The sequence below is a fragment of the Streptomyces sp. NPDC059852 genome (assembly GCF_042731455.1).
GTDB lineage: Bacteria > Actinomycetota > Actinomycetes > Streptomycetales > Streptomycetaceae > Streptomyces.
Genome location: NZ_JBHWJK010000037.1, coordinates 18,151 through 37,613, shown reverse-complemented (window position 1 = coordinate 37,613; position 19,463 = coordinate 18,151). Strand labels below are relative to the sequence as shown.

Below are 19,463 nucleotides of genomic sequence, written 5' to 3'. Positions count from 1 at the left end.
AAATGGCTGGTCGCAGGCGGGTGCCGGGAACACGGGTCGTCGTCGCCCTCTGCCTGCTGCTCGCCGGGCTCGTCGGCTGCGGCGGGCGGCCCGGCGCCGACGGCACCCGCGCCGAGGTGCAGCATCTCCTGGACCGGCGGGCCGCCGCGCTGCTCCACCACGACCGGACGGCGTATCTGCGCACCGGCGCGAGCGACTGGTCCGCGCATCTGCGCGAGGTGCCGCTCGCCGACTGGTCCTACCGCGTCACCGGGCTGCGCCGGGACGGCGACGAGGCGGTGGCCGAGGCCGAGCTGCGCTACCGCGTCGAGGGCTACGACCGGGCGCCTGTCACCGCCGGCCGCACCCTCGCCCTCGGCCGGGACGCCGACGGCGACTGGTACGTGAAGACGGACCGGCCCGCCGAGGGCTCCGCCGCGCAGCTGTGGGACCAGGGCCGGGTCGAGGCCGTCCGCGGCGACCACAGTCTCGTCCTGGGCGTCGGCAGGTCCGAGGAGGACCTGCGCGCGTTCGCGCGGCTCGCGGACCACGCGGTGCCCGCCGTGTCACGGGCCTGGGGCGGCGACTGGTCCCGGCACGTCGTCGTCCTCGTCCCGAAGTCCCTGACCGGCATGGCCGCGCTGCTCGGCTCGCCCGAGTCCTCGTACCGCGGGATCGCCGCGGTCACCACCGGTGAGACCGGCGGCCCGGCGAAGGCCCCCGCGGACCGGATCATCGTCAACCCGGACGCGTACGGCGTCCTCGGCGACCTCGGCCGGCAGGTCGTCCTCACCCACGAGACGACCCATGTGGCCACCCGCGCCCACACCACCCGCGCCACCCCGCTCTGGCTCTCCGAGGGCTACGCCGACTGGATCGGCTACCTGGGCGGCGCCCGCACCCCGGCCCAGGCGGCGCCCGAGCTGGCCCGCGCGGTCCGCGAAGGGCGGGTGCCCGCCGCGCTCCCCGCCGACGCGGACTTCGGCTTCACCGGCGAGGCCGGGCGGCTCGCCCAGGCGTACGAGAGCGGCTGGATGGCCTGCCGGATGATCGCCGGGCGCTGGGGCGAGGACCGGCTCGCCGCGTTCTACCGGGCCGTCGGCGCGCACGACGGCCGCGCGGGCGCGGTGGCGGACGCCCTTCAGGACGTCCTCGGCACCTCGACGGAGCAATTCACCGAGGAGTGGCGGGAGTATCTGCGCGCCGAGTTCGGCTGAGCCCGGCGCTTCAGGAGGGCAGGGACGTCTCGCGGGCGCGTTCCGTGCGCCGCGGCACGGGCAGCGAGGCGGGCCGCCCGGTCGTGGAGCGCCACAGCGCGCGGGCCGCCAGCACGGTGGCGGCGACCAGCAGACCGTTGCGGACGAACAGCAGGGTGACCCCGAGGGCGTCGCTCGCGACGACGTGCGCGAACCACAGCGGGAACTCCAGGACCGTCGCCAGGCACGCGGCGAGCACCAGGGAGACGGGCAGGCGCATCGGGCTGCCGCGGAAGCACAGGCAGACGGCGGCGAGGCCGACCAGCCACACCAGGTACTGCGGGCTGATCACCCGGCTGGTCGTGGTGAACATCAGCACCGCCACGAACGCGGCGTCGGCGAGCGTGTGCGGGGCGAACCGGCGCGCCCGCAGCCGCCACAGCAGCAGCCAGCCGAACGCGAGCGCGCTCAGGGCAAGGGCGGCCGTGCTGACGGCGTCGACGTACGGGCCGAGGAACTCCACCGAGCCGTAGTTCAGCAGCACCTGGCCGTCCCAGCCGTGCTGCCGGGCGACGTGCAGGACCAGCCCGCCCAGCGACTCGACCTCCGTGCCCCGGTCGCGCTGGAACGTCAGGAACGCGAACGCTCCGGGCATGGCGACGGCGAACGCCGTCGCGAGGACGCCCGCCGTCAGCGCCGCCCACAGCCACGCCCCGCGCCTGCGGGCCGCCACGAGCAGCAGCACCGGCCACACCTTGAGCATCGCCCCGAACGCCGTGAGCGCGCCCATCAGCGCGGGCCGCCGCGCGCCGGCCAGCAGCGCCGCCACGGCGACCGCCGTCACCATCACGTCGTAGCGCGCGTACACGGTCGGCCCGAGCAGCGGCACGCCCACCACCCAGACCCAGGCCCCGCGGACGAGGCGGCCCGGGCGCAGCCCGGCGTACAGCAGGAGCAGCAGGACCACCAGGTCCGCGCAGAAGGCGAGGACGAAGAACGCCGAGGTGTAGTCCAGCCAGAAGACCACCGCCGGCGCCAGGACCGCGAGGGCGGCGGCGGGCGGGTACTGCCAGGTGACGTCGTCCAGCGGGAAGGTGCCGGTGCGCAGCACCTCGTACCAGCCGTGGTAGATCACCGACACGTCACTGGTGACGTCCGGGCCGGGGAAGACGTACACCTTGAACACGAACAGCAGCAGGGCCGTCCTGGTCAGGCCCCAGACGCCCACCAGCCACGCCAGGGACCGCCGCGTGCCCGTCGTCTCCACCAGAACCCCGTCCCGTTCGATATCCGGCTCGAATGGACATGATGTCCTGTCCGGCGGGGCACGGGCCACATACGCGGCCGGGCCGGACCGCGTATGGCGGCTTCGATAGGGTCGGCGGCGATGCACAAGACCCTGATCGTCACCAACGACTTCCCGCCCCGCCCCGGCGGCATCCAGGCGTTCCTGCACAACATGGCGCTGCGGCTCGACCCCGAGCGCCTCGTCGTCTACGCCTCCACCTGGAAGCGCGGGCGGGAGGGCGCCGAGGCGACCGGCGCCTTCGACGCCGAGCAGCCCTTCACGGTCGTACGGGACCGGACGACGATGCTGCTGCCGACGCCCGGGGCGACCCGGCGGGCGGCCGGTCTGCTGCGGGAGCACGGCTGTACGTCGGTGTGGTTCGGGGCGGCGGCGCCGCTCGGCCTGATGGCGCCGGCGCTGCGCAGGGCGGGCGCCGAGCGGCTGGTGGCGACGACCCACGGGCACGAGGCGGGCTGGGCGCAGCTGCCCGCCGCCCGCCGGGTGCTCGGCCGGATCGGGGAGAGCACCGACACGATCACCTACCTCGGCGAGTACACCCGGTCGCGGATCGCCCGGGCCCTGACACCCGAGGCGGCCGCGCGGATGGTGCAGCTGCCACCCGGCGTCGACGAGAAGACCTTCCACCCCGGATCGGGCGGCGACGAGGTCCGCGCCCGGCTCGGGCTCACGGACCGGCCCGTCGTGGTGTGCGTGTCCCGGCTGGTGCGCCGCAAGGGCCAGGACACCCTCATCCGGGCGCTGCCCCGCATCCTGGCCGCCGAGCCGGACACCGTGCTGCTCGTCGTCGGCGGCGGCCCCTACGAGCGGGATCTGCGCCGGCTGGCCCGGGAGACCGGTGTCGCGGGTTCGGTGCGCTTCACCGGGGCCGTGCCCTGGTCCGAGCTGCCCGCGCACTACGGCGCCGGTGACGTCTTCGCCATGCCGTGCCGCACCCGCCGGGGCGGTCTCGACGTGGAGGGGCTCGGCATCGTCTACCTGGAGGCGTCGGCGACCGGGCTGCCGGTCGTGGCCGGCGACTCCGGCGGAGCGCCGGACGCCGTGCTGGACGGGGAGACCGGCTGGGTGGTGCGCGGCGGCTCCCCGCAGGACGCGGCCGACCGCATCGTCACGCTGCTGGGGGACGCCGCGCTACGGGCCCGGATGGGGGAGCGCGGCCGGGCGTGGGTCGAGGAGAAGTGGCGCTGGGACCTGCTGGCCGAGCGGCTCGAAGCCCTGCTCTGAGCCACCCGGCGGGACCCCGGACACACGAGGGCGCGGGCCCCCGAGGGGGACACCGCGCCCAGGACCGCCGTACGGGAGGCGTCCGCTCCCTGTGGTGGATCGCCTACTTCTGGTAGATCGCCTCGATCTCGTCGGCGAAGTCCTTCGCCACCACGTTCCGCTTGAGCTTCAGCGACGGCGTCAGATGGCCCGACTCCTCGGTGAACTGGGCGGGCAGGATACGGAACTTGCGCACCGACTCCGCCTTCGACACCGCGGCGTTGCCGTCGTCGATCGCCGACTGGATCGCGGCGAGCAGCTCCGCGTCCTCGCGCAGCGACACCGCCGTGGAACCGGCCGGCTTGCCGTGGTCGGCGCACCAGCGCTCCAGGAACTCCTCGTCGATGGTGACGAGCGCGCCCACGAACGGCCGTCCGTCACCGACGACCATGCACTCCGCGACGAGCGCGTGCGCCCGGATGCGGTCCTCGATCACGGCCGGGGCGACGTTCTTGCCGCCCGCGGTGACGATGATCTCCTTCTTGCGGCCGGTGATCCGGAGGTAGCCGTCCTCGTCGAGGGTGCCGATGTCACCGGTGTGGAACCAGCCGTCGGCCAGCGCCTCCTCGGTGGCACCCGGGTTGTTCCAGTACTCCTTGAACAGGTGCTCGCCGTGCAGCAGCACCTCGCCGTCGTCCGCGATGCGCACCACGGAGCCCGGTAGCGGCTGGCCGACCGTGCCGATCTTCTGCCGGTCCCACGGGTTGAACGCGGTCGCCGCGCAGGACTCGGTCAGGCCGTAGCCCTCCAGGACGGTGAAGCCGATGCCGCGGAAGAAGTGCCCGAGCCGCTCGCCCAGCGGGGCGCCGCCGGAGATCGCGTACTCGCCGCGGCCGCCGAGGACCGCGCGCAGCTTGCTGAAGACCAGCTTGTCGAAGACCTTGTGCTTGATCTTCAGGCCGACGGACGGCCCGGACGGCGTGTCCAGCGCCCGGCTGTACGCGATCGCCGTGTCCGCCGCCTTGTCGAAGATCCTGCCCTTGCCGTCGGCCTGCGCCTTGGCCCGGGCCGAGTTGTAGACCTTCTCGAAGACCCTCGGGACGCCCAGGATCAGCGTCGGGCGGAACGCGGCCAGCTCGTCCGTGAGGTTCTTGATGTCCGGGACGTTGCCCAGCTTGATCGGCGCCATCATCGGGGCGATCTGCACCAGACGCCCGAAGACGTGGGCCAGCGGCAGGAAGAGCAGGACCGAACACTCGCCGGTGCGGAACAGGGGCCGCAGGCGCTCCACGATGTTGCCGCACTCGGCGAAGAAGCTGCGGTGGGTCAGCACACAGCCCTTGGGGCGGCCCGTGGTGCCCGAGGTGTACACGATGGTCGCCGGGTCGTCGGCCTTCGCCAGCGAGCTGCGCTCCTCGACGGTGGCGTCGGCGACGTCCTGCCCGAGCCGGCCCAGCTCCTCGACGCCGCCGGCGTCGATCTGCCAGACGTGCTTGAGGGCGGGCAGCCGGTCGCGCACCGACTCGACGGCCGCGGTGTGGGCGTCCAGCTCCGTGACGACCGCGGTGGCGCCCGAGTCGCCGAGGATCCACTGCACCTGCTCCGGCGAGCTGGTCTCGTACACCGGCACGGTGACCGCGCCCGCGGACCAGATCGCGAAGTCCAGCAGCGTCCACTCGTAGCGGGTGCGGGACATCAGGCCGACCCGGTCGCCGGGCTGGACGCCGGCGGCGATCAGGCCCTTGGCGGCCGCGCGCACCTCGGCGAGGAACGCGGTCGCCGAGACGTCCTGCCAGGCACCGCCGACCTTGCGGGCGATGACGGCCACGTCCGGGTGCTGCGCGGCGTTTCTGCGGACGATGTCGGTGAGATTGCCGTCCGCAGGGACCTCGTACAAAGCCGGAAGGCTGAACTCGCGCAAGACTGCTGCTCCTCATAGGGCGCCGGCGCCACGACGTTGTGTGATGCGACCGATCGGTCCAAGGCTCGGGCAAGTGCTCGGGGGTTCACATGTTGAAATCCTGAGCACGACTGGACCGACCGGACGTTACCCGTCGGTATGGCCTCTCCGACAGGGGGGTCCGGCGAGATGTTCGCTGCGTCACACGGATTGGTGTTTCTGCGCGCACAGTAGTCGAGCGTTCGGACGACTGGCCAGTAACCATCGGTTCGCCCGCCACTGTTCACGTCTGCCCCACGACGCCTACCCTTGATCGCCATGGCACCGAAACCGACGGGAAACAACGGCACGCGCGGCACCCGCGGCACCCGCGTCCACGTGGTGAGCGACGTGCACGGCAACGCCCGCGACCTGGCCCGCGCCGGCGACGGCGCCGACGCCCTGATCTGCCTCGGCGACCTGGTGCTGTTCCTGGACTACGCCGACCACTCGCGCGGCATCTTCCCCGACCTGTTCGGAGTGGAGAACGCCGACCGCATCGTGGAGCTGCGCACCGCCCGGCGCTTCGACGAGGCCCGCGAACTCGGGACGCGGCTGTGGGCCGGCATCGGCTCCGACCGGGCCGCCGTGATCGAGGACGCGGTCCGCAAGCAGTACCGCGAGATGTTCTCGGTCCTGCCGACACCGACGTACGCCACCTACGGCAATGTCGACATCCCGCCCCTGTGGCCGGAGTACGCCGGACCCGGCGTCACCGTCCTGGACGGGCAGCGCGCCGAGATCGGCGGCTGGACCTTCGGCTTCGTCGGCGGCGGCCTGCGCACCCCGATGCGCACGCCCTACGAGATCAGCGACGAGGAGTACGCCGCGAAGATCGAGGCCGTCGGCGAGGTGGACGTGCTGTGCACCCACATCCCGCCGGAGGTGCCGGAACTCGTCTACGACACCGTCGCCCGGCGCTTCGAGCGCGGCAGCCGGGCGCTGCTGGACGCGATCCGCCGCACCCGGCCCCGCTACTCGCTGTTCGGGCACGTCCACCAGCCCCTCGTACGGCGCATGCGCGTCGGCCGCACCGAGTGCGTGAACGTCGGCCACTTCGCCCGGTCCGGGAAGCCCTGGGCCCTGCAGTGGTGAGCGGATTCCGGCCCCCCGGGCGCTTTCCGCACGACCGCCCAGGTGGGGGTGGCTCCGCCCGGCCCGGCGCACGGTAGCCTTCACGCTGCGCCCGCGGGCGCACCACGACTTCTTGACGGCCGCTTCTGGAGGAGCCACGGCGATGGCGGAACACACCAGCTCGAGCATCACGATCGAGGCGGCACCGGCCGATGTCATGGGGGTCATCTCCGACTTCGCCCGCTATCCGGACTGGACCGGTGAGGTGAAGGAGGCGGAGGTCCTCGCGACCGACGGCCAGGGCCGCGCCGAGCAGGTCCGCCTCGTCATGGACGCCGGCGCGATCAAGGACGACCAGGTGCTCGCGTACACCTGGACCGGCGAGCACGAGGTGTCCTGGACGCTCGTGAAGTCCCAGATGCTCCGCTCCCTGGACGGCTCCTACCTCCTCAAGCCGGCCGGCGCCGGCGCCACCGAGGTCACCTACGTCCTCACCGTGGACGTCAAGATCCCGATGCTCGGGATGATCAAGCGCAAGGCCGAGAAGGTCATCATCGACCGGGCCCTCGCCGGTCTGAAGAAGCGCGTGGAGTCCGCCAAGTAGCTCCACCCCTGCCCCGGGCACCACGCCCGGCCGGGACCGCGCCGTCCGTTACGGTTCACCCCTATGCGCACCATCCTGATCACCGGCCCGGGCGGCAGCGGCCGTACGACCGTCGCGGCGGCCACCGCGCTCGCCGCGGCCGCCGACGGCGCCCGCACGCTCGTGCTGAGTGCCGACCGCACCGACACCCTCGGCGCGGCACTCGGCGTGCGCACCGGGGCGGCCCCCGTCGAGGCCGCGCCCCGGCTCACCGCCTGGCGCCCCGACGCCGCCACCGGCTTCCGCGACGACCTCGCCGCCTTCCAGGAGCGGGCGGCCGGCGCCCTCGACCTGCTCGGCGCCTCCCGGCTCGACCCGGAGGAGGTCACCCCGCTGCCCGGCGCGGAGGAGCTCGCGCTGCTGCGGGCCCTGCGTGACGCGGCCCTCGCCGAGGCCCACGACCTCCTCGTCGTCGACCTGCCCGCCACCCCGCACGCCCTCGCCCTGCTCTCCCTGCCCGAGGAGCTGCGCCGCTATCTGCGCCGGCTGCTCCCGCCGGAACGCCAGGCCGCCCGCGCCCTGCGCCCCGTCCTCGGCCGGCTGGCCGGCGTGCCGATGCCCGCGGACCGGCTGTACGAGACCGCCGCCCGCTGGGACGTCGAGCTGGCCGCCGTGGAGGCCGTCGTCGCCGACCGCGACACCGTCGTACGGCTCGTCGCCGAACCCGGCCAGGGCGGCGCCGACGCCGTGCGCGCCGCGGAGCTCGGCCTCGCCCTGCGCGGGCTGCGCCCCGACGCGGTGGTCGCCAACCGGGTGCTGCCCGAGGCGGAGGCCGGGCCCGGCAGCTGGCTCGCCGGGCCCGTCGCCCAGCAGCGCAAGGTGACCGACGAGTGGCGGGCCACCCACGACGTCCACGACGTCCCCCACCTCGGGCACGACCCGCGCGGCGCCGACGACCTCACCGCGCTCGCGGTGCCCGTCGTCAACGGGACGTCCTCCACGGTCGAGTGGCCCGTCACCGACCGGCTCGCCGACGACGGGGTGCTCGTCTGGCACATCCCGCTGCCCGGCGCCCACCGCGACGAGCTCGACCTGATCCGGCGCGGCGACGAACTGGTCCTCGCGGCGGGGCAGTTCCGGCGCATCGTGCCGCTGCCCTCCGTGCTGCGGCGGTGTGCCGTGGACGGGGCCGGGCTGCGCGACGCAGAGCTGCGGATCCGGTTCGCCCCGGACCCCGACCTGTGGCCCCGCGCCAAGTGAAGCGGGTACCGCCGTTCGGGTAACGTCGTAGGGACGAGCCGTAGTCAGGAGTCCGTCATGAGCGAAGAGCTCCCCCCGTCCGACGCCGACGGGCACGAGCCCGTGGACGAGGTACGGACGGCCGACGCCGACGCCTGGGCGACGGCCTGCGCCGAGGACCTCGCCGAGGAGAAGGCCCGCCGCCGGGCAGAGAGCGGACAGCCGCCCGGCTCGGCCGCCGAGGAGCTGCGCAAGTTCGTCGACGCCGTGGCCGACCGGCTCTCCACCCTGCAGTCCCCGCTGCTCGGCGCGGTCGCCGGACCCGCCGCGCAGCAGGTGGTCAAGCAGGTCGTGGAGCAGGCCAAGGCCGCGGTCGAACCGGTCATCGAGCGCAATCCGGACGTCTTCGACCACCTCGCCGCCGCCGGCGGCGAACTGCTCGCCGCCTACCGTTCGGCCGTCCAGAACCAGGAACGCCGCTGGACCGCCGGGGACGGCGGCGGCGCGGCCCCGCGGGACGGCCGCGACCGGGGCGACGACGCCGGCCCCGGCGAGCGGATCGACCTCGACTGACCCCGGCCGCCCGGGGCCTCCGTCCGCCGAACGGACGACGCGGACTGGAGGGCAAGGGCCTCGGGTACGGTTGGCCGTAGCGGGGCTCGACCGAAACTGAGGGATTCATGGGACTCACCATCGGCGTCGACATCGGCGGCACGAAGATCGCGGCCGGCGTGGTCGACGAGGAAGGCAACATCCTCTCGACCCACAAGGTGCCGACCCCGGGTACGCCCGAGGGCATCGTGGACGCCATCGCCTCCGCGGTGGAGGGCGCGCGCGCCGGGCACGAGATCGTCGGCGTGGGCATCGGTGCGGCCGGATACGTCAACCGCCAGCGTTCGGAGGTGTACTTCGCGCCGAACATCGACTGGCGCAACGAGCCGCTGAAGGAGAAGGTCGAGGCCCGCGTCGGCCTCCCCGTCGTCGTGGAGAACGACGCCAACGCGGCCGCCTGGGGCGAGTACAAGTTCGGCGCGGGCAAGGGCCACCGCAACGTCATCTGCATCACGCTGGGCACCGGCCTCGGCGGCGGCATCATCATCGGCAACAAGCTGCGCCGCGGGCACTTCGGCGTGGCCGCCGAGTTCGGCCACATCCGCATGGTGCCGGACGGCCTGCTGTGCGGCTGCGGCAGCCAGGGCTGCTGGGAGCAGTACGCCTCCGGCCGCGCCCTCGTGCGCTACGCCAAGCAGCGCGCCAACGCCACCCCGGAGAACGCGGAGCTCCTGCTCGGCCTGGGCGACGGCAGCCCCGACGGCATCGAGGGCAAGCACATCTCCATGGCCGCCCGGCAGGGCGACCCGGTCGCCGTCGACTCCTACCGCGAGCTGGCCCGCTGGGCCGGCGCCGGCCTCGCCGACCTGGCCTCCCTGTTCGACCCGTCCGCGTTCATCGTCGGCGGCGGCCTCTCCGACGAGGGCGAACTGGTCCTCGACCCCATCCGCAAGTCGTACAAGCGCTGGCTGGTGGGCGGCAACTGGCGCCCGGTCGCCGACGTCATCGCCGCGCAGCTCGGCAACAAGGCCGGACTGGTGGGCGCCGCCGACCTGGCCCGCGAGCCCGACCCGATCATGTGACGCGGTACGCCCCGTAGGGCACCGCACGCGCCACCGCTCCGGGGCGCGGGGACCTGCGCGACCGGCCACGGACAGGCCGTCGCCATGACCCCGCGCCCCGAGCCGTCGGGCGTACATTGATCGGCATGGCGCTGCTCCCCGAGTCCCGCACCGACCCCGATGGTTCGGCCACCCTCCGCGTCCTGAGCTACAACGTCCGCTCCCTGCGCGACGACACCGCGGCCCTCGCCCGCGTGATCCGCGCCTGCGCCCCCGACCTGGTCCTCGTCCAGGAGGCGCCGCGGTTCTTCCGCTGGCGCAAGAAGCTCGCCCGGCTGGCCCGCGCCGCCGACCTCGTCATCCTCACCGGCGGGGCGACCGCCGCCGGACCGGCGATCCTGTGCGGACTGCGGGCCACCGTGGAACGCACCGAGGACGTGCTGCTGCCGCTGGTCCCCGGACATCACCGGCGCGGCTTCGCCACCGCCGTGGTCCGCTTCGGCGGCGCCCGCCTCGGCGTCCTCAGCTGCCATCTCTCCCTGCACTCCGACGAGCGCCTCGAACAGGCCGGCATGCTGCTGGACCGGCTGTCCGCGCTCGGTGTGGAGCACGCCGTCGCCGGGGGCGATCTGAACGACCGGCCCACCGGGCGCACCTTCCGACGGCTCGCCGGCGGCCTCCAGGACTGCTGGGCCACCGCGCCCTGGGGCGGCGAACACACCTCGACACCCCTCGACCCGCACCAGCGCATCGACGCGATCTTCGCCACCGAGGGCGTGGAGGTGCTCGGCTGCGGGGTGCCGCTGGACCAGCCCGGGGTGACGGCGGAGGACCTGCGGGCGGCCACGGACCATCTGCCGGTCCTCGCCGCCCTCAGGGTGCCCGCCGGGCGACAGGGCTGAACCGGGGCGGCGGGCGGGGGTCAGACGACGGCGCCCCGCCCGGGGTCGTCGTCGTCCTCGTCGTCCGTCTTCATCCGCATCACCAGCGTGGCGAAGCCGCCGAGGAAGCCGCCGATGCTGAGCGTGGCCAGCCACCACGTCATGTCCCAGCCGAACAGGACGATGAGGAGCAGCAGGACCGGCCCGCCGACCACGGCCAGCCAGGCGAACTTCGCGGTCGCGTCCGCCTCGGGCAGCGGCGGCGGTTCCGGCGGGACGAAGTGGCCCTCGTCGTCCGCGTCGAAGTCGTCCTCCGACGGCTCGGGCACGCTGTAGTCGCGGGGGCCGACGCCGGGCGCGAAGGAGACGGAGGCGCCCAGCGGGCGCACCGGGGTCTCGCCCGCCCCCTTGTCGTCCTTCACGGCGGTGTCGCCGGGCTCGGCGCGCTCGGCCTTCGGCTCGGCGTCCGCGGCGCCGGCCGGGGAGTCGTTGGTGCCCGATTCGAGCAGCGCGAGGTCCTCGACCGACTTGAACGGCTTGGTCCCGGGCGGGTCCGTCGGCTCCTCGCCGTACCCGGCGACGATCGCGGCCCAGGCGGCGTCCTCGTCGAACGGGACATGCTGCTCGTCGGGCTCGCGCTCCTCGTGTCTGTCGCGGTCGGAGCCGGAGTCGTGCTCAGCCACGTGCGGTCGTCCCTTCCTTGCCGGCACCGGTCGCGAGCCGGCCGATGAATGCGAGGCTCTCCTCGTGGATCCGGTCCGCGTCATGGTCCAACGTCGCGACGTGACGGCTCTGTTCCAGCACGATCTCCGTCACGTCGGTGGACGACACGCGGCTCAGGACGCGGGCCGCGTCCGCGGCGGGCACGACACGGTCCTGCCCGCTGCGCAGAAGCAGCAGAGGCTGCGTGACCTGCGGCAGCTCGCCGTCGACCAGGCGCAGGAAGGCCCGCAGCGAGTGCGCCGCGTGCAGCGGCACCCGGTCGTAGCCGACCTCGACGGCGCCCTCCCTCGCGATGTCGCCGGCGATCCCGGGCGCCGTGCGCACCAGATGGCGGGTGACCGGCAGGGTGCGCGCGGCCAGGCCGTGCACCCGGTTCGCCGGGTTCACCGCCACCACTGCGGCCACGTGCCGGCCGTGCCGGGCGGCCAGCCGCAGCGCCAGGGCTCCGCCCAGGGAGAGACCGCCGGTGAAGACCTGGGAGCAGCGGTCGCGCAGGGCGCGCAGCTCGCGGTCCACCTCGGCGTACCAGTCCTGCCAGCCGGTGATCCGCAGGTCCTCCCAGCGCGTGCCGTGCCCCGGCAGCAGCGGCACCGAGACGGTGTACCCGCGCGCGGCGAGATGCTCCGCCCAGGGGCGCAGCGACTGCGGGGAGCCGGTGAATCCGTGGCACAGGAGGACCCCGACCTCTGTGCCCTCGTGGCGGTACGGCTCGGCTCCAGGAAGGACCGGCACCTTACGGTCTCCCGTTCGTGAGAGGGACGGCATGGACGTGCACGACGACATCGGCTCATGCGGCAGCCGCGTGTCGGTACAGCCCGGTGAGGTTCACCGTACGCGACCGCACTGACACCGACCAGGGCCGTCGGGTCGTTCGGACGCGCTCCGGGTTAAGGTCTCCTCCACACACACAGGAGGCACAGGGTTGTTGTACGGCGCGATGAAGGTGGCCATCGGGGGACCGTTGAAGGTCGCCTTCCGGCCCTGGGTGGAGGGCCTGGAGAACGTTCCCGCCGAGGGGCCCGCGATCCTGGCGAGCAACCACCTGTCGTTCTCCGACTCGTTCTTCCTGCCCGTGGTCCTCGACCGCAAGGTGACCTTCATCGCGAAGGCCGAGTACTTCACCACCCCGGGGGTCAAGGGCCGGCTGACGGCGGCGTTCTTCAAGGGCGTCGGCCAGCTGCCGGTGGACCGTTCGGGCGCGCGCGGCGCGGGTGAGGCGGCCATCAGGAGCGGCATAGAAGTGCTGGAGCGGGGCGAGCTGTTCGGGATCTACCCGGAGGGCACCCGCTCGCCCGACGGACGGCTCTACCGGGGCAAGCCGGGCGGCCTCGCGCGCGTGGCGCTCGCCACCGGGGCGCCGGTCATCCCCGTCGCCATGATCGACACCGAGAAGATCCAGCCGCCCGGGCAGGTCATGCCCAAGCTCATGCGGCCGGGCATCCGGATCGGCAGGCCGATGGACTTCAGCCGGTACCAGGGCATGGAGCACGACCGGTTCGTCCTGCGGGCGCTGACCGACGAGGTCATGTACGAGATCATGAAGCTCTCCGGCCAGGAGTACGTCGACATGTACGCGACCGCCGCCAAGCGGCAGATCGCGGAGGCCGCCAAGGCCGAGAAGGAACAGGCGAAGAAGACGAAGTAACCGGACGAGGAGCGTCCCGGGTTCCGGTGGGGGCGGCCGGTCCGGCACACAGGGGGTGGGGGCGTGGCCAGGCGTGAGCGGGTCATGAGGATGTCGGTCGAGCAGCCGCTGTGGCGTGCGCTCGCCGGGTACCGCGTACTGACCATGGTCTACGCGATCGGGCTGTTCGTCAGCGCGCACGACCAGGTGGCCCGGCCCTGGGTGGCCCTCGGCTACTTCGCCGTCCTGGTCGTCTGGACCCTGGCCACCCTGCCGAGGGTCGCCAACGCGGCGAGCTGCACGCGGCCCTTCCTGGCGGTGGACCTGTCCGTCGCCGTCGCCGGCATCCTGCTGACCCGGGTCGCGGAGTCGCCCGAGCGGATCGACGCCAGTGCGCCCACCCTGCCGTCGATCTGGACGGCGGGCGCCGTGCTGGCCTTCGCCATCAAGGGCGGCTGGCGCTGGGCCGCGTTCGCCTCCACGCTGGTCGCCGTCGCCAACCTGGCCGAGCGCGCCGGGGTGCCCACCCGCGACACCATCCACATGGTGCTGCTCGTCTGGATCGCGTCCATCGCCATCGGCTACGTCGTCGAGGTCGCCCGCGCCTCGGAGCGCACCCTCGCCCGTGCTTTGGAGATCGAGGCGGCCACCCGTGAACGGGAGCGGCTGGCCCGGGACATCCACGACAGCGTGCTGCAGGTGCTGGCGATGGTGCAGCGGCGCGGCGCCGTCATCGGCGGCGAGGCGGCCGAGCTCGGCCGGATGGCGGGCGAGCAGGAGGTGGCCCTGCGCACCCTGGTCTCCGGTGGCCTGGTGCCGGTGTCCCGGGTGTCGGAGGACGCCGCCGAGGGCGCCGTCGTCCGGGCCGTGGAGGAGCCGGACGACGCGGGCGACGGCGGCCCGGTGGACCTGCGGTCGCTGCTCGCCCCGTACGCCGGCGCGCGGGTCGTCCTCGCGGAACCCGGGGCGCCCGTACCGCTGCCCCCGGCCGCCGCGCGGGAGCTGACGGCGGCCGTCGGGGCCGCCCTGGACAACGTGCGCGCGCACGCCGGGGCGCAGGCCCGCGCGTGGATCCTCGTCGAGGACGAGCCCGGCGAGGTGGTCGTCACCGTCCGGGACGACGGCCCCGGCATCCCCGAGGGCCGGCTCGCCGAGGCCGAGGGCGAGGGCCGGCTCGGCGTCGCCCAGTCGATCCGGGGACGGCTGCGCGACCTCGGCGGCACCGCCGAGGTCATCTCGGTGCCGGGGCAGGGCACCGAAGTGGAACTGAAGGTACCGAAGGCCGGCAGTGCCTCACGGGGGAAGGCGGAACAGCGATGACGGACGGCATGAGCGGCCGGCGGGAGCCCATCCGGGTGATGGTGGTCGACGACCACCCGATGTGGCGTGACGCGGTCGCCCGCGATCTGGACGCGTCCGGCTTCGAGGTCGTCGCCACCGCGGGCGACGGCGAGCAGGCGGTGCGCCGCGCCAAGGCCGCCGGCCCCGACGTGCTGGTGCTCGACCTCAACCTGCCCGCCAAGCCCGGTGTCCAGGTCTGCAAGGAACTCGTCGCGCACAACCCCGCGCTGCGCGTCCTCGTGCTGTCCGCGAGCGGCGAGCACGCCGACGTGCTGGAGGCCGTGAAGTCGGGTGCGACCGGCTACCTGCTGAAGTCGGCGTCGACCGAGGAACTGCTGGACGCGGTCCGCCGCACGGCCGTCGGCGACCCGGTGTTCACGCCGGGCCTGGCCGGGCTGGTCCTCGGCGAGTACCGCAGGCTGGCCGCCGAGCCGGCGCCGCCCGCGCAGGAGGCCGGCCGGCCGGGCGCCCCGCAGCTCACCGAGCGGGAGACCGAGGTGCTGCGGCTGGTCGCGAAGGGCCTGAGCTACAAGCAGATCGCCGAACGCCTCGTCATCTCCCACCGCACGGTCCAGAACCACGTGCAGAACACCCTGGGCAAGCTCCAGCTGCACAACCGGGTGGAGCTGGTGCGGTACGCGATAGAGCGGGGCCTCGACGACGAGTGAACCGCGCGTCGCCTGCTTGACGAGCCGTCAACTCAAAACCCCTTCCGTTCACCGGAATTGCCGGTCCGACCCATCGCTGTGTGACGTGGCTCACCATTAGCGTGGCCTCACCAGGCAACCGCGGCGAAGGGACATTTCCATGCGGGTCGGAGTACTGACCGGAGGCGGCGACTGCCCCGGTCTCAACGCCGTCATCCGGGCCGTCGTCCGCAAGGGCGTACAGGAGTACGGCTACGACTTCGTGGGCTTCCGGGACGGCTGGCGAGGTCCGCTCGAGAACGACACCGTCCGTCTCGACATCCCCGCCGTGCGCGGCATCCTGCCCCGCGGCGGCACCATCCTCGGCTCCTCGCGCACCAACCCCCTCAAGGAACAGGACGGCATCCGGCGCATCAAGGACAACCTCGCCAAGCAGGAGGTCCAGGCGCTCATCGCCATCGGCGGCGAGGACACCCTCGGGGTCGCCGCCCGGCTGTCCGACGAGTACGGCGTGCCCTGCGTCGGCGTGCCGAAGACCATCGACAACGACCTGTCCGCCACCGACTACACCTTCGGCTTCGACACCGCCGTCGGCATCGCGACGGAGGCCATCGACCGGCTGCACACCACCGCCGAGTCCCATATGCGCGTGCTGGTCTGCGAGGTGATGGGCCGTCACGCCGGCTGGATCGCCCTGCACTCCGGGCTGGCCGGCGGCGCCAACGTCATCCTCATCCCCGAGCAGCGCTTCGACGTCGACAAGGTCTGCGCCTGGATCACCTCCCGGTTCAAGGCCTCGTACGCCCCGATCGTGGTGGTCGCCGAGGGCGCCATGCCCAAGGACGGCGACATGGTGCTCAAGGACGAGTCCCTCGACTCCTTCGGGCACGTGCGGCTCTCCGGGGTCGGCGAGTGGCTGGCCAAGGAGATCGAGAGGCGGACCGGCAAGGAGGCCCGCACCACCGTCCTCGGGCACATCCAGCGCGGCGGCACCCCGAGCGCCTTCGACCGCTGGCTCGCCACCCGCTTCGGACTGCACGCGATCGAGGCGGTCCGCGACGGCGACTTCGGCAAGATGGTCGCGCTGCGCGGCACGGACATCGTGCGCGTCCCGATCTCCGAGGCGACGGCGAAGCTGAAGACGGTCGACGCCCGGCTGTACGACGAGGCCGGCGTCTTCTTCGGCTGACCGCCACCGCGCCCGCCCGCCCGGCGGCGAGGGGTTGTGGGCCGTATATTGCGGCCCACAGCCCTACGGAGCGGGAGCAGCCTTGGAGATCGTCGCCTTCGGCGTGCAGGCCGACGAGAAGCCCTTGATCGAGCAGGCGTTCAGGGACCACCACGCGGTCCGCTGCCTGGACGTCTTCCTCAACGAGGACACCGCCCCCATCGCGGCGGGCCACGAGATCGTCTGCACGAGCGTCAACTGCGACCTGGGCGCCTCCGTGCTGCGGGCCCTCGCGGCCGGCGGCACCCGGATGGTCGCCCAGCGCTCCACCGGCTTCAACAACATCCACCTCGACGTCGCCGGTGACCTCGGCATGACCGTCGCCCGGGTCTCGTACTACTCGCCCTACTCGGTGGCCGAGTTCGCGTGGACCCTCGCCATGGCGGTCAACCGCCGTATCGTGCGCGCCTCCACGCGCACGCGTGACTTCGACTTCCGCCTCGACGGACTGATGGGCCGCGATCTGCACGGCCGCACCGCCGGCGTCCTCGGCACCGGGAAGATCGGCGAGGCCTTCGCCCGCATCGCCCACGGCTTCGGCATGAAGCTGCTCGGCTGGGACGTCGCCGAGAACCCCGCCTGTATGCAGCTCGGCATGCGCTACGTCCCCAAGGAGCGGCTCCTCGCCGAGTCCGACCTGGTCAGCCTGCACGTCCCCCTGATGCCCGAGACCAGCCGGCTGATCGACGCGGACGCGCTGAAGACGATGAAGGACGACGCCATCCTCGTGAACTCCAGCCGGGGCGGGCTCATCGACACCGCGGCCCTCGTCGCCGAGCTGCGCGAGGGCCGCTTCACCGGGGTCGGCCTCGACGTCTACGAGGCCGAGGCCGGTCTGTTCTTCCTGGACAAGTCGCTCCAGGCCATCGAGGACGACACCCTGGCCCGCCTGGTCACCTTCCCGAACGTCCTCGTCACCTCCCACCAGGCGTACTACACCCGGGACGCCGTCGGCCAGATCGTCGACACCACCGTGCGCAACGTCCTCGACTACACGGCGGGCCGCCGCTCGGAGAACGTGCTGGTCCCGCGCAGCTGACCCACCAGCTCCCGGACGACCGCGGCGCCGTTCAGCGTCAGCACCGACTCGGGGTGGAACTGCACTCCCGCGAAGCCGGGACCGCGCAGGGCGTGCACCTCCCCGTTCTCCGCCCGGCTGACCTCGACGCCGTGCGCGGCCAGCTCCTGGAGCGCCTCGTCGTCGCAGCGCGCCACGAAGCTGTTGTAGAAGCCGACCGTCTCCGGCCGCCCGAACAGGTCGATCGTGGTCTGCGCGCCCTGGTACGGCACGTCCTTGCGCACGATGTCCAGGCCCAGCTCGGCGGCGATCAGCTCATGGCCGAGGCAGACGCCGAGCACACCGTGCCGGTGGTGCCGTACGACCTCGGCGGTCAGGTCCCGCAGGAAGCGCATCTTCGGGTCGGACAGGTCGCGGGGGTCACCGGGGCCGGGGCCGAGCACCACCGGCCCCTCGTGCGCGAGCACCGCCTCCCGCAGTCCCGGCTCGTCGTAGCGCCGGACGCTCACCCCGAGGCCACCGGCGCGCAGCACGTGCGCCAGCATCGCGGTGAAGGTGTCCTCGCCGTCGACCACCAGGGCGTCACCGGTGAGCGCGTCGCCCCGCTCCTGCATCCGCAGCCAGAACGGCGCCAGCGACGCCCGGCGCCCGTCCAGCGCGGCCCGCACGCGCGGGTCGTCGGCGAGCCGCACGCCCGTGTGTCCGGCACGCGGACGGGACGGCCGCACCCCCAGGGCCGCCAGCACCCCGGCCGCCTTCGCGTGGGTCTCGGCGACCTCGCCCGCCGGGTCCGAGCCGCGCACCAGCGTGGCGCCGACCGGCACCCGCAGCCGCCCGCCCGCGTCGATGTCGGCGGTGCGGATCAGGATGGGGGAGTCGAGAGTCTGCGCCCCGCCGGAGTCCCGGCCGAGCAGGGCCAGCGCGCCCGCGTAGTAGCCGCGCCCCCCGGTCTCGTACCGCTCGATGACCCGGCAGGCGTTCTGCACCGGGGAGCCGGTCACGGTCGCCGCGAACATGGTCTCCCGCAGCACCTCCCGCGCGTCCAGCGAGGACTTGCCGCGCAGCTCGTACTCGGTGTGCGCGAGGTGCGCCATCTCCTTCAGCCGCGGCCCGACGACGACCCCGCCCATGTCGCCGACGGTGCACATCATCTTCAGCTCCTCGTCGACCACCATCGACAGCTCCTCGATCTCCTTGCCGTCGGCGAGGAAGTCCAGCAGGTGCTCGGCGGTCGGGCCCTGTGCGGGGTAGCGGTACGTCCCGCTGATCGGGTTCATCACGACCGTGCCGCCCGACATCCGCACATGCACCTCGGGGCTGGCCCCGACCAGCGTGCGGTCGCCGGTGTGGACGACGAACGTCCAGTACGCGCCCCGCTCGCCCTCCAGCAGCCGCCGGAACAGCGCGAGCGCGTCGGCGCGGGAGAACCCGTCGACACGGCCCTCGTACGTCCGGCGGATCACGAAGTTGGCGCCCTCGCCCCGCCCGATCTCCTCGTCCAGGACCCGTCCGACGATCTCCGCGTACTCCTCGTCATCGACGTCGAAGCCGCCGCCGTCCACCCGCACCTCGTGCGCCGGGAGCTGCGCAAGGGCGTCGGCCAGGGGCACGGTGTGCGACTCCTCGGGCGTCAGCACCAGGAGGGGGGTGCCGTCGTCGCGGACGTCGAAGCCGCGCTCGCGGATCTGCCGGAAGGGCACGAGCGCCAGGCCCTCGTCGGGGAGGTCGGCCAGCCGGTCGCGCGCCGCGACGGGGCCGAGAAGGACCTCCACGGTGTTCTCGTCGTGGCCCGGCGCGCGACGGCGCAGCAGGGCGAACGGGCGGGGATCGTCGAGCAGGTCGAGCAGGTGCATGGGTCCGTGTCCTTCT

General features: G+C 73.4%; 18 protein-coding genes. 13 read left to right on the top strand and 5 right to left on the bottom strand.

Going from position 1 to position 19,463, the window contains the following annotated elements; genetic code table 11:
* Positions 1-2: 2 nt before the first annotated feature.
* Positions 3-1,196, top strand: coding sequence for a hypothetical protein (locus ACFV46_RS31530; RefSeq protein WP_385500755.1), 1,194 nt, complete (start codon positions 3-5; stop codon positions 1,194-1,196).
* A gap of 10 nt (positions 1,197-1,206) precedes the next feature.
* Here ACFV46_RS31530 and ACFV46_RS31525 read toward each other — a convergent pair whose 3' ends face one another.
* Positions 1,207-2,442 (bottom strand): glycosyltransferase 87 family protein, encoded by a 1,236-nt coding sequence (locus tag ACFV46_RS31525; RefSeq protein ID WP_385500753.1) that lies wholly within the window; start codon positions 2,440-2,442, stop codon positions 1,207-1,209.
* A 120-nt stretch (positions 2,443-2,562) separates the two neighbouring features.
* On the opposite strand from ACFV46_RS31525, the gene ACFV46_RS31520 reads away from it, so the two are divergent.
* Entirely contained in the window at positions 2,563-3,705 is a 1,143-nt protein-coding gene (locus ACFV46_RS31520; protein ID WP_385500752.1) for a glycosyltransferase family 4 protein, read from the top strand.
* Between the two features lie 103 nt (positions 3,706-3,808).
* On the opposite strand, the gene ACFV46_RS31515 is transcribed toward ACFV46_RS31520, so the two are convergent.
* Entirely contained in the window at positions 3,809-5,605 is a 1,797-nt protein-coding gene (locus tag ACFV46_RS31515) for an AMP-binding protein (protein WP_361935101.1), read from the bottom strand.
* 297 nt (positions 5,606-5,902) lie between these two features.
* On the opposite strand from ACFV46_RS31515, the gene ACFV46_RS31510 reads away from it, so the two are divergent.
* The 6 genes from ACFV46_RS31510 to ACFV46_RS31485 all read left to right on the top strand — a co-directional run bounded on the left by ACFV46_RS31510 (position 5,903) and on the right by ACFV46_RS31485 (position 11,034).
* A complete protein-coding gene (locus ACFV46_RS31510) occupies positions 5,903-6,718 on the top strand; it encodes a metallophosphoesterase (RefSeq protein ID WP_361935099.1) in 816 nt (271 codons plus the stop codon).
* Positions 6,719-6,860: 142 nt separating this feature from the next.
* Entirely contained in the window at positions 6,861-7,301 is a 441-nt protein-coding gene (locus ACFV46_RS31505; protein WP_086867212.1) for an SRPBCC family protein, read from the top strand.
* Positions 7,302-7,364: 63 nt separating this feature from the next.
* Positions 7,365-8,540 carry an ArsA-related P-loop ATPase gene (locus tag ACFV46_RS31500; RefSeq protein WP_361935097.1) on the top strand — a complete coding sequence of 392 codons (1,176 nt, stop codon included), beginning with the start codon at positions 7,365-7,367 and terminating at the stop codon, positions 8,538-8,540.
* A 57-nt stretch (positions 8,541-8,597) separates the two neighbouring features.
* Positions 8,598-9,092 carry a DUF5304 domain-containing protein gene (locus tag ACFV46_RS31495; protein ID WP_361935095.1) on the top strand — a complete coding sequence of 165 codons (495 nt, stop codon included), beginning with the start codon at positions 8,598-8,600 and terminating at the stop codon, positions 9,090-9,092.
* A gap of 107 nt (positions 9,093-9,199) precedes the next feature.
* A complete protein-coding gene (locus ACFV46_RS31490) occupies positions 9,200-10,153 on the top strand; it encodes an ROK family glucokinase (RefSeq protein WP_361935093.1) in 954 nt (317 codons plus the stop codon).
* Positions 10,154-10,278: 125 nt separating this feature from the next.
* The gene (locus tag ACFV46_RS31485) at positions 10,279-11,034 is read left to right on the top strand and encodes an endonuclease/exonuclease/phosphatase family protein (RefSeq protein ID WP_361935090.1); all 756 of its coding nucleotides are present in this window, start codon (positions 10,279-10,281) and stop codon (positions 11,032-11,034) included.
* A 20-nt stretch (positions 11,035-11,054) separates the two neighbouring features.
* On the opposite strand, the gene ACFV46_RS31480 is transcribed toward ACFV46_RS31485, so the two are convergent.
* Positions 11,055-11,696 (bottom strand): hypothetical protein, encoded by a 642-nt coding sequence (locus tag ACFV46_RS31480; RefSeq protein WP_361935088.1) that lies wholly within the window; start codon positions 11,694-11,696, stop codon positions 11,055-11,057.
* Positions 11,689-12,468 (bottom strand): alpha/beta hydrolase, encoded by a 780-nt coding sequence (locus ACFV46_RS31475; RefSeq protein ID WP_385500751.1) that lies wholly within the window; start codon positions 12,466-12,468, stop codon positions 11,689-11,691. Before ACFV46_RS31475 ends, ACFV46_RS31480 begins: the two co-directional genes overlap by 8 nt.
* 205 nt (positions 12,469-12,673) lie before the next feature.
* Here ACFV46_RS31475 and ACFV46_RS31470 point away from each other — a divergent pair, with 205 nt between their 5' ends.
* From ACFV46_RS31470 to ACFV46_RS31450, 5 genes are all read left to right on the top strand, one after another.
* Positions 12,674-13,381: a lysophospholipid acyltransferase family protein gene (locus ACFV46_RS31470; protein WP_361935147.1), complete on the top strand. Its 708-nt coding sequence runs from the start codon at positions 12,674-12,676 to the stop codon at positions 13,379-13,381.
* Positions 13,382-13,444: 63 nt separating this feature from the next.
* Positions 13,445-14,680: a MacS family sensor histidine kinase gene (macS, locus tag ACFV46_RS31465; RefSeq protein ID WP_385500749.1), complete on the top strand. Its 1,236-nt coding sequence runs from the start codon at positions 13,445-13,447 to the stop codon at positions 14,678-14,680.
* Complete coding sequence (locus tag ACFV46_RS31460; protein ID WP_376729519.1) at positions 14,677-15,369, top strand: response regulator; 693 nt, start codon at positions 14,677-14,679, stop codon at positions 15,367-15,369. Before macS ends, ACFV46_RS31460 begins: the two co-directional genes overlap by 4 nt.
* A 139-nt stretch (positions 15,370-15,508) precedes the next feature.
* On the top strand, positions 15,509-16,537 hold the full coding sequence (locus ACFV46_RS31455) for a 6-phosphofructokinase (protein WP_361935077.1): 1,029 nt from the start codon (positions 15,509-15,511) through the stop codon (positions 16,535-16,537).
* 82 nt (positions 16,538-16,619) lie between these two features.
* Entirely contained in the window at positions 16,620-17,615 is a 996-nt protein-coding gene (locus ACFV46_RS31450; RefSeq protein ID WP_361935074.1) for a 2-hydroxyacid dehydrogenase, read from the top strand.
* Here ACFV46_RS31450 and ACFV46_RS31445 read toward each other — a convergent pair.
* On the bottom strand, positions 17,567-19,447 hold the full coding sequence (locus ACFV46_RS31445) for an anthranilate synthase family protein (protein ID WP_385500747.1): 1,881 nt from the start codon (positions 19,445-19,447) through the stop codon (positions 17,567-17,569). The genes ACFV46_RS31450 and ACFV46_RS31445 overlap by 49 nt on opposite strands.
* Positions 19,448-19,463 lie beyond the last annotated feature (16 nt).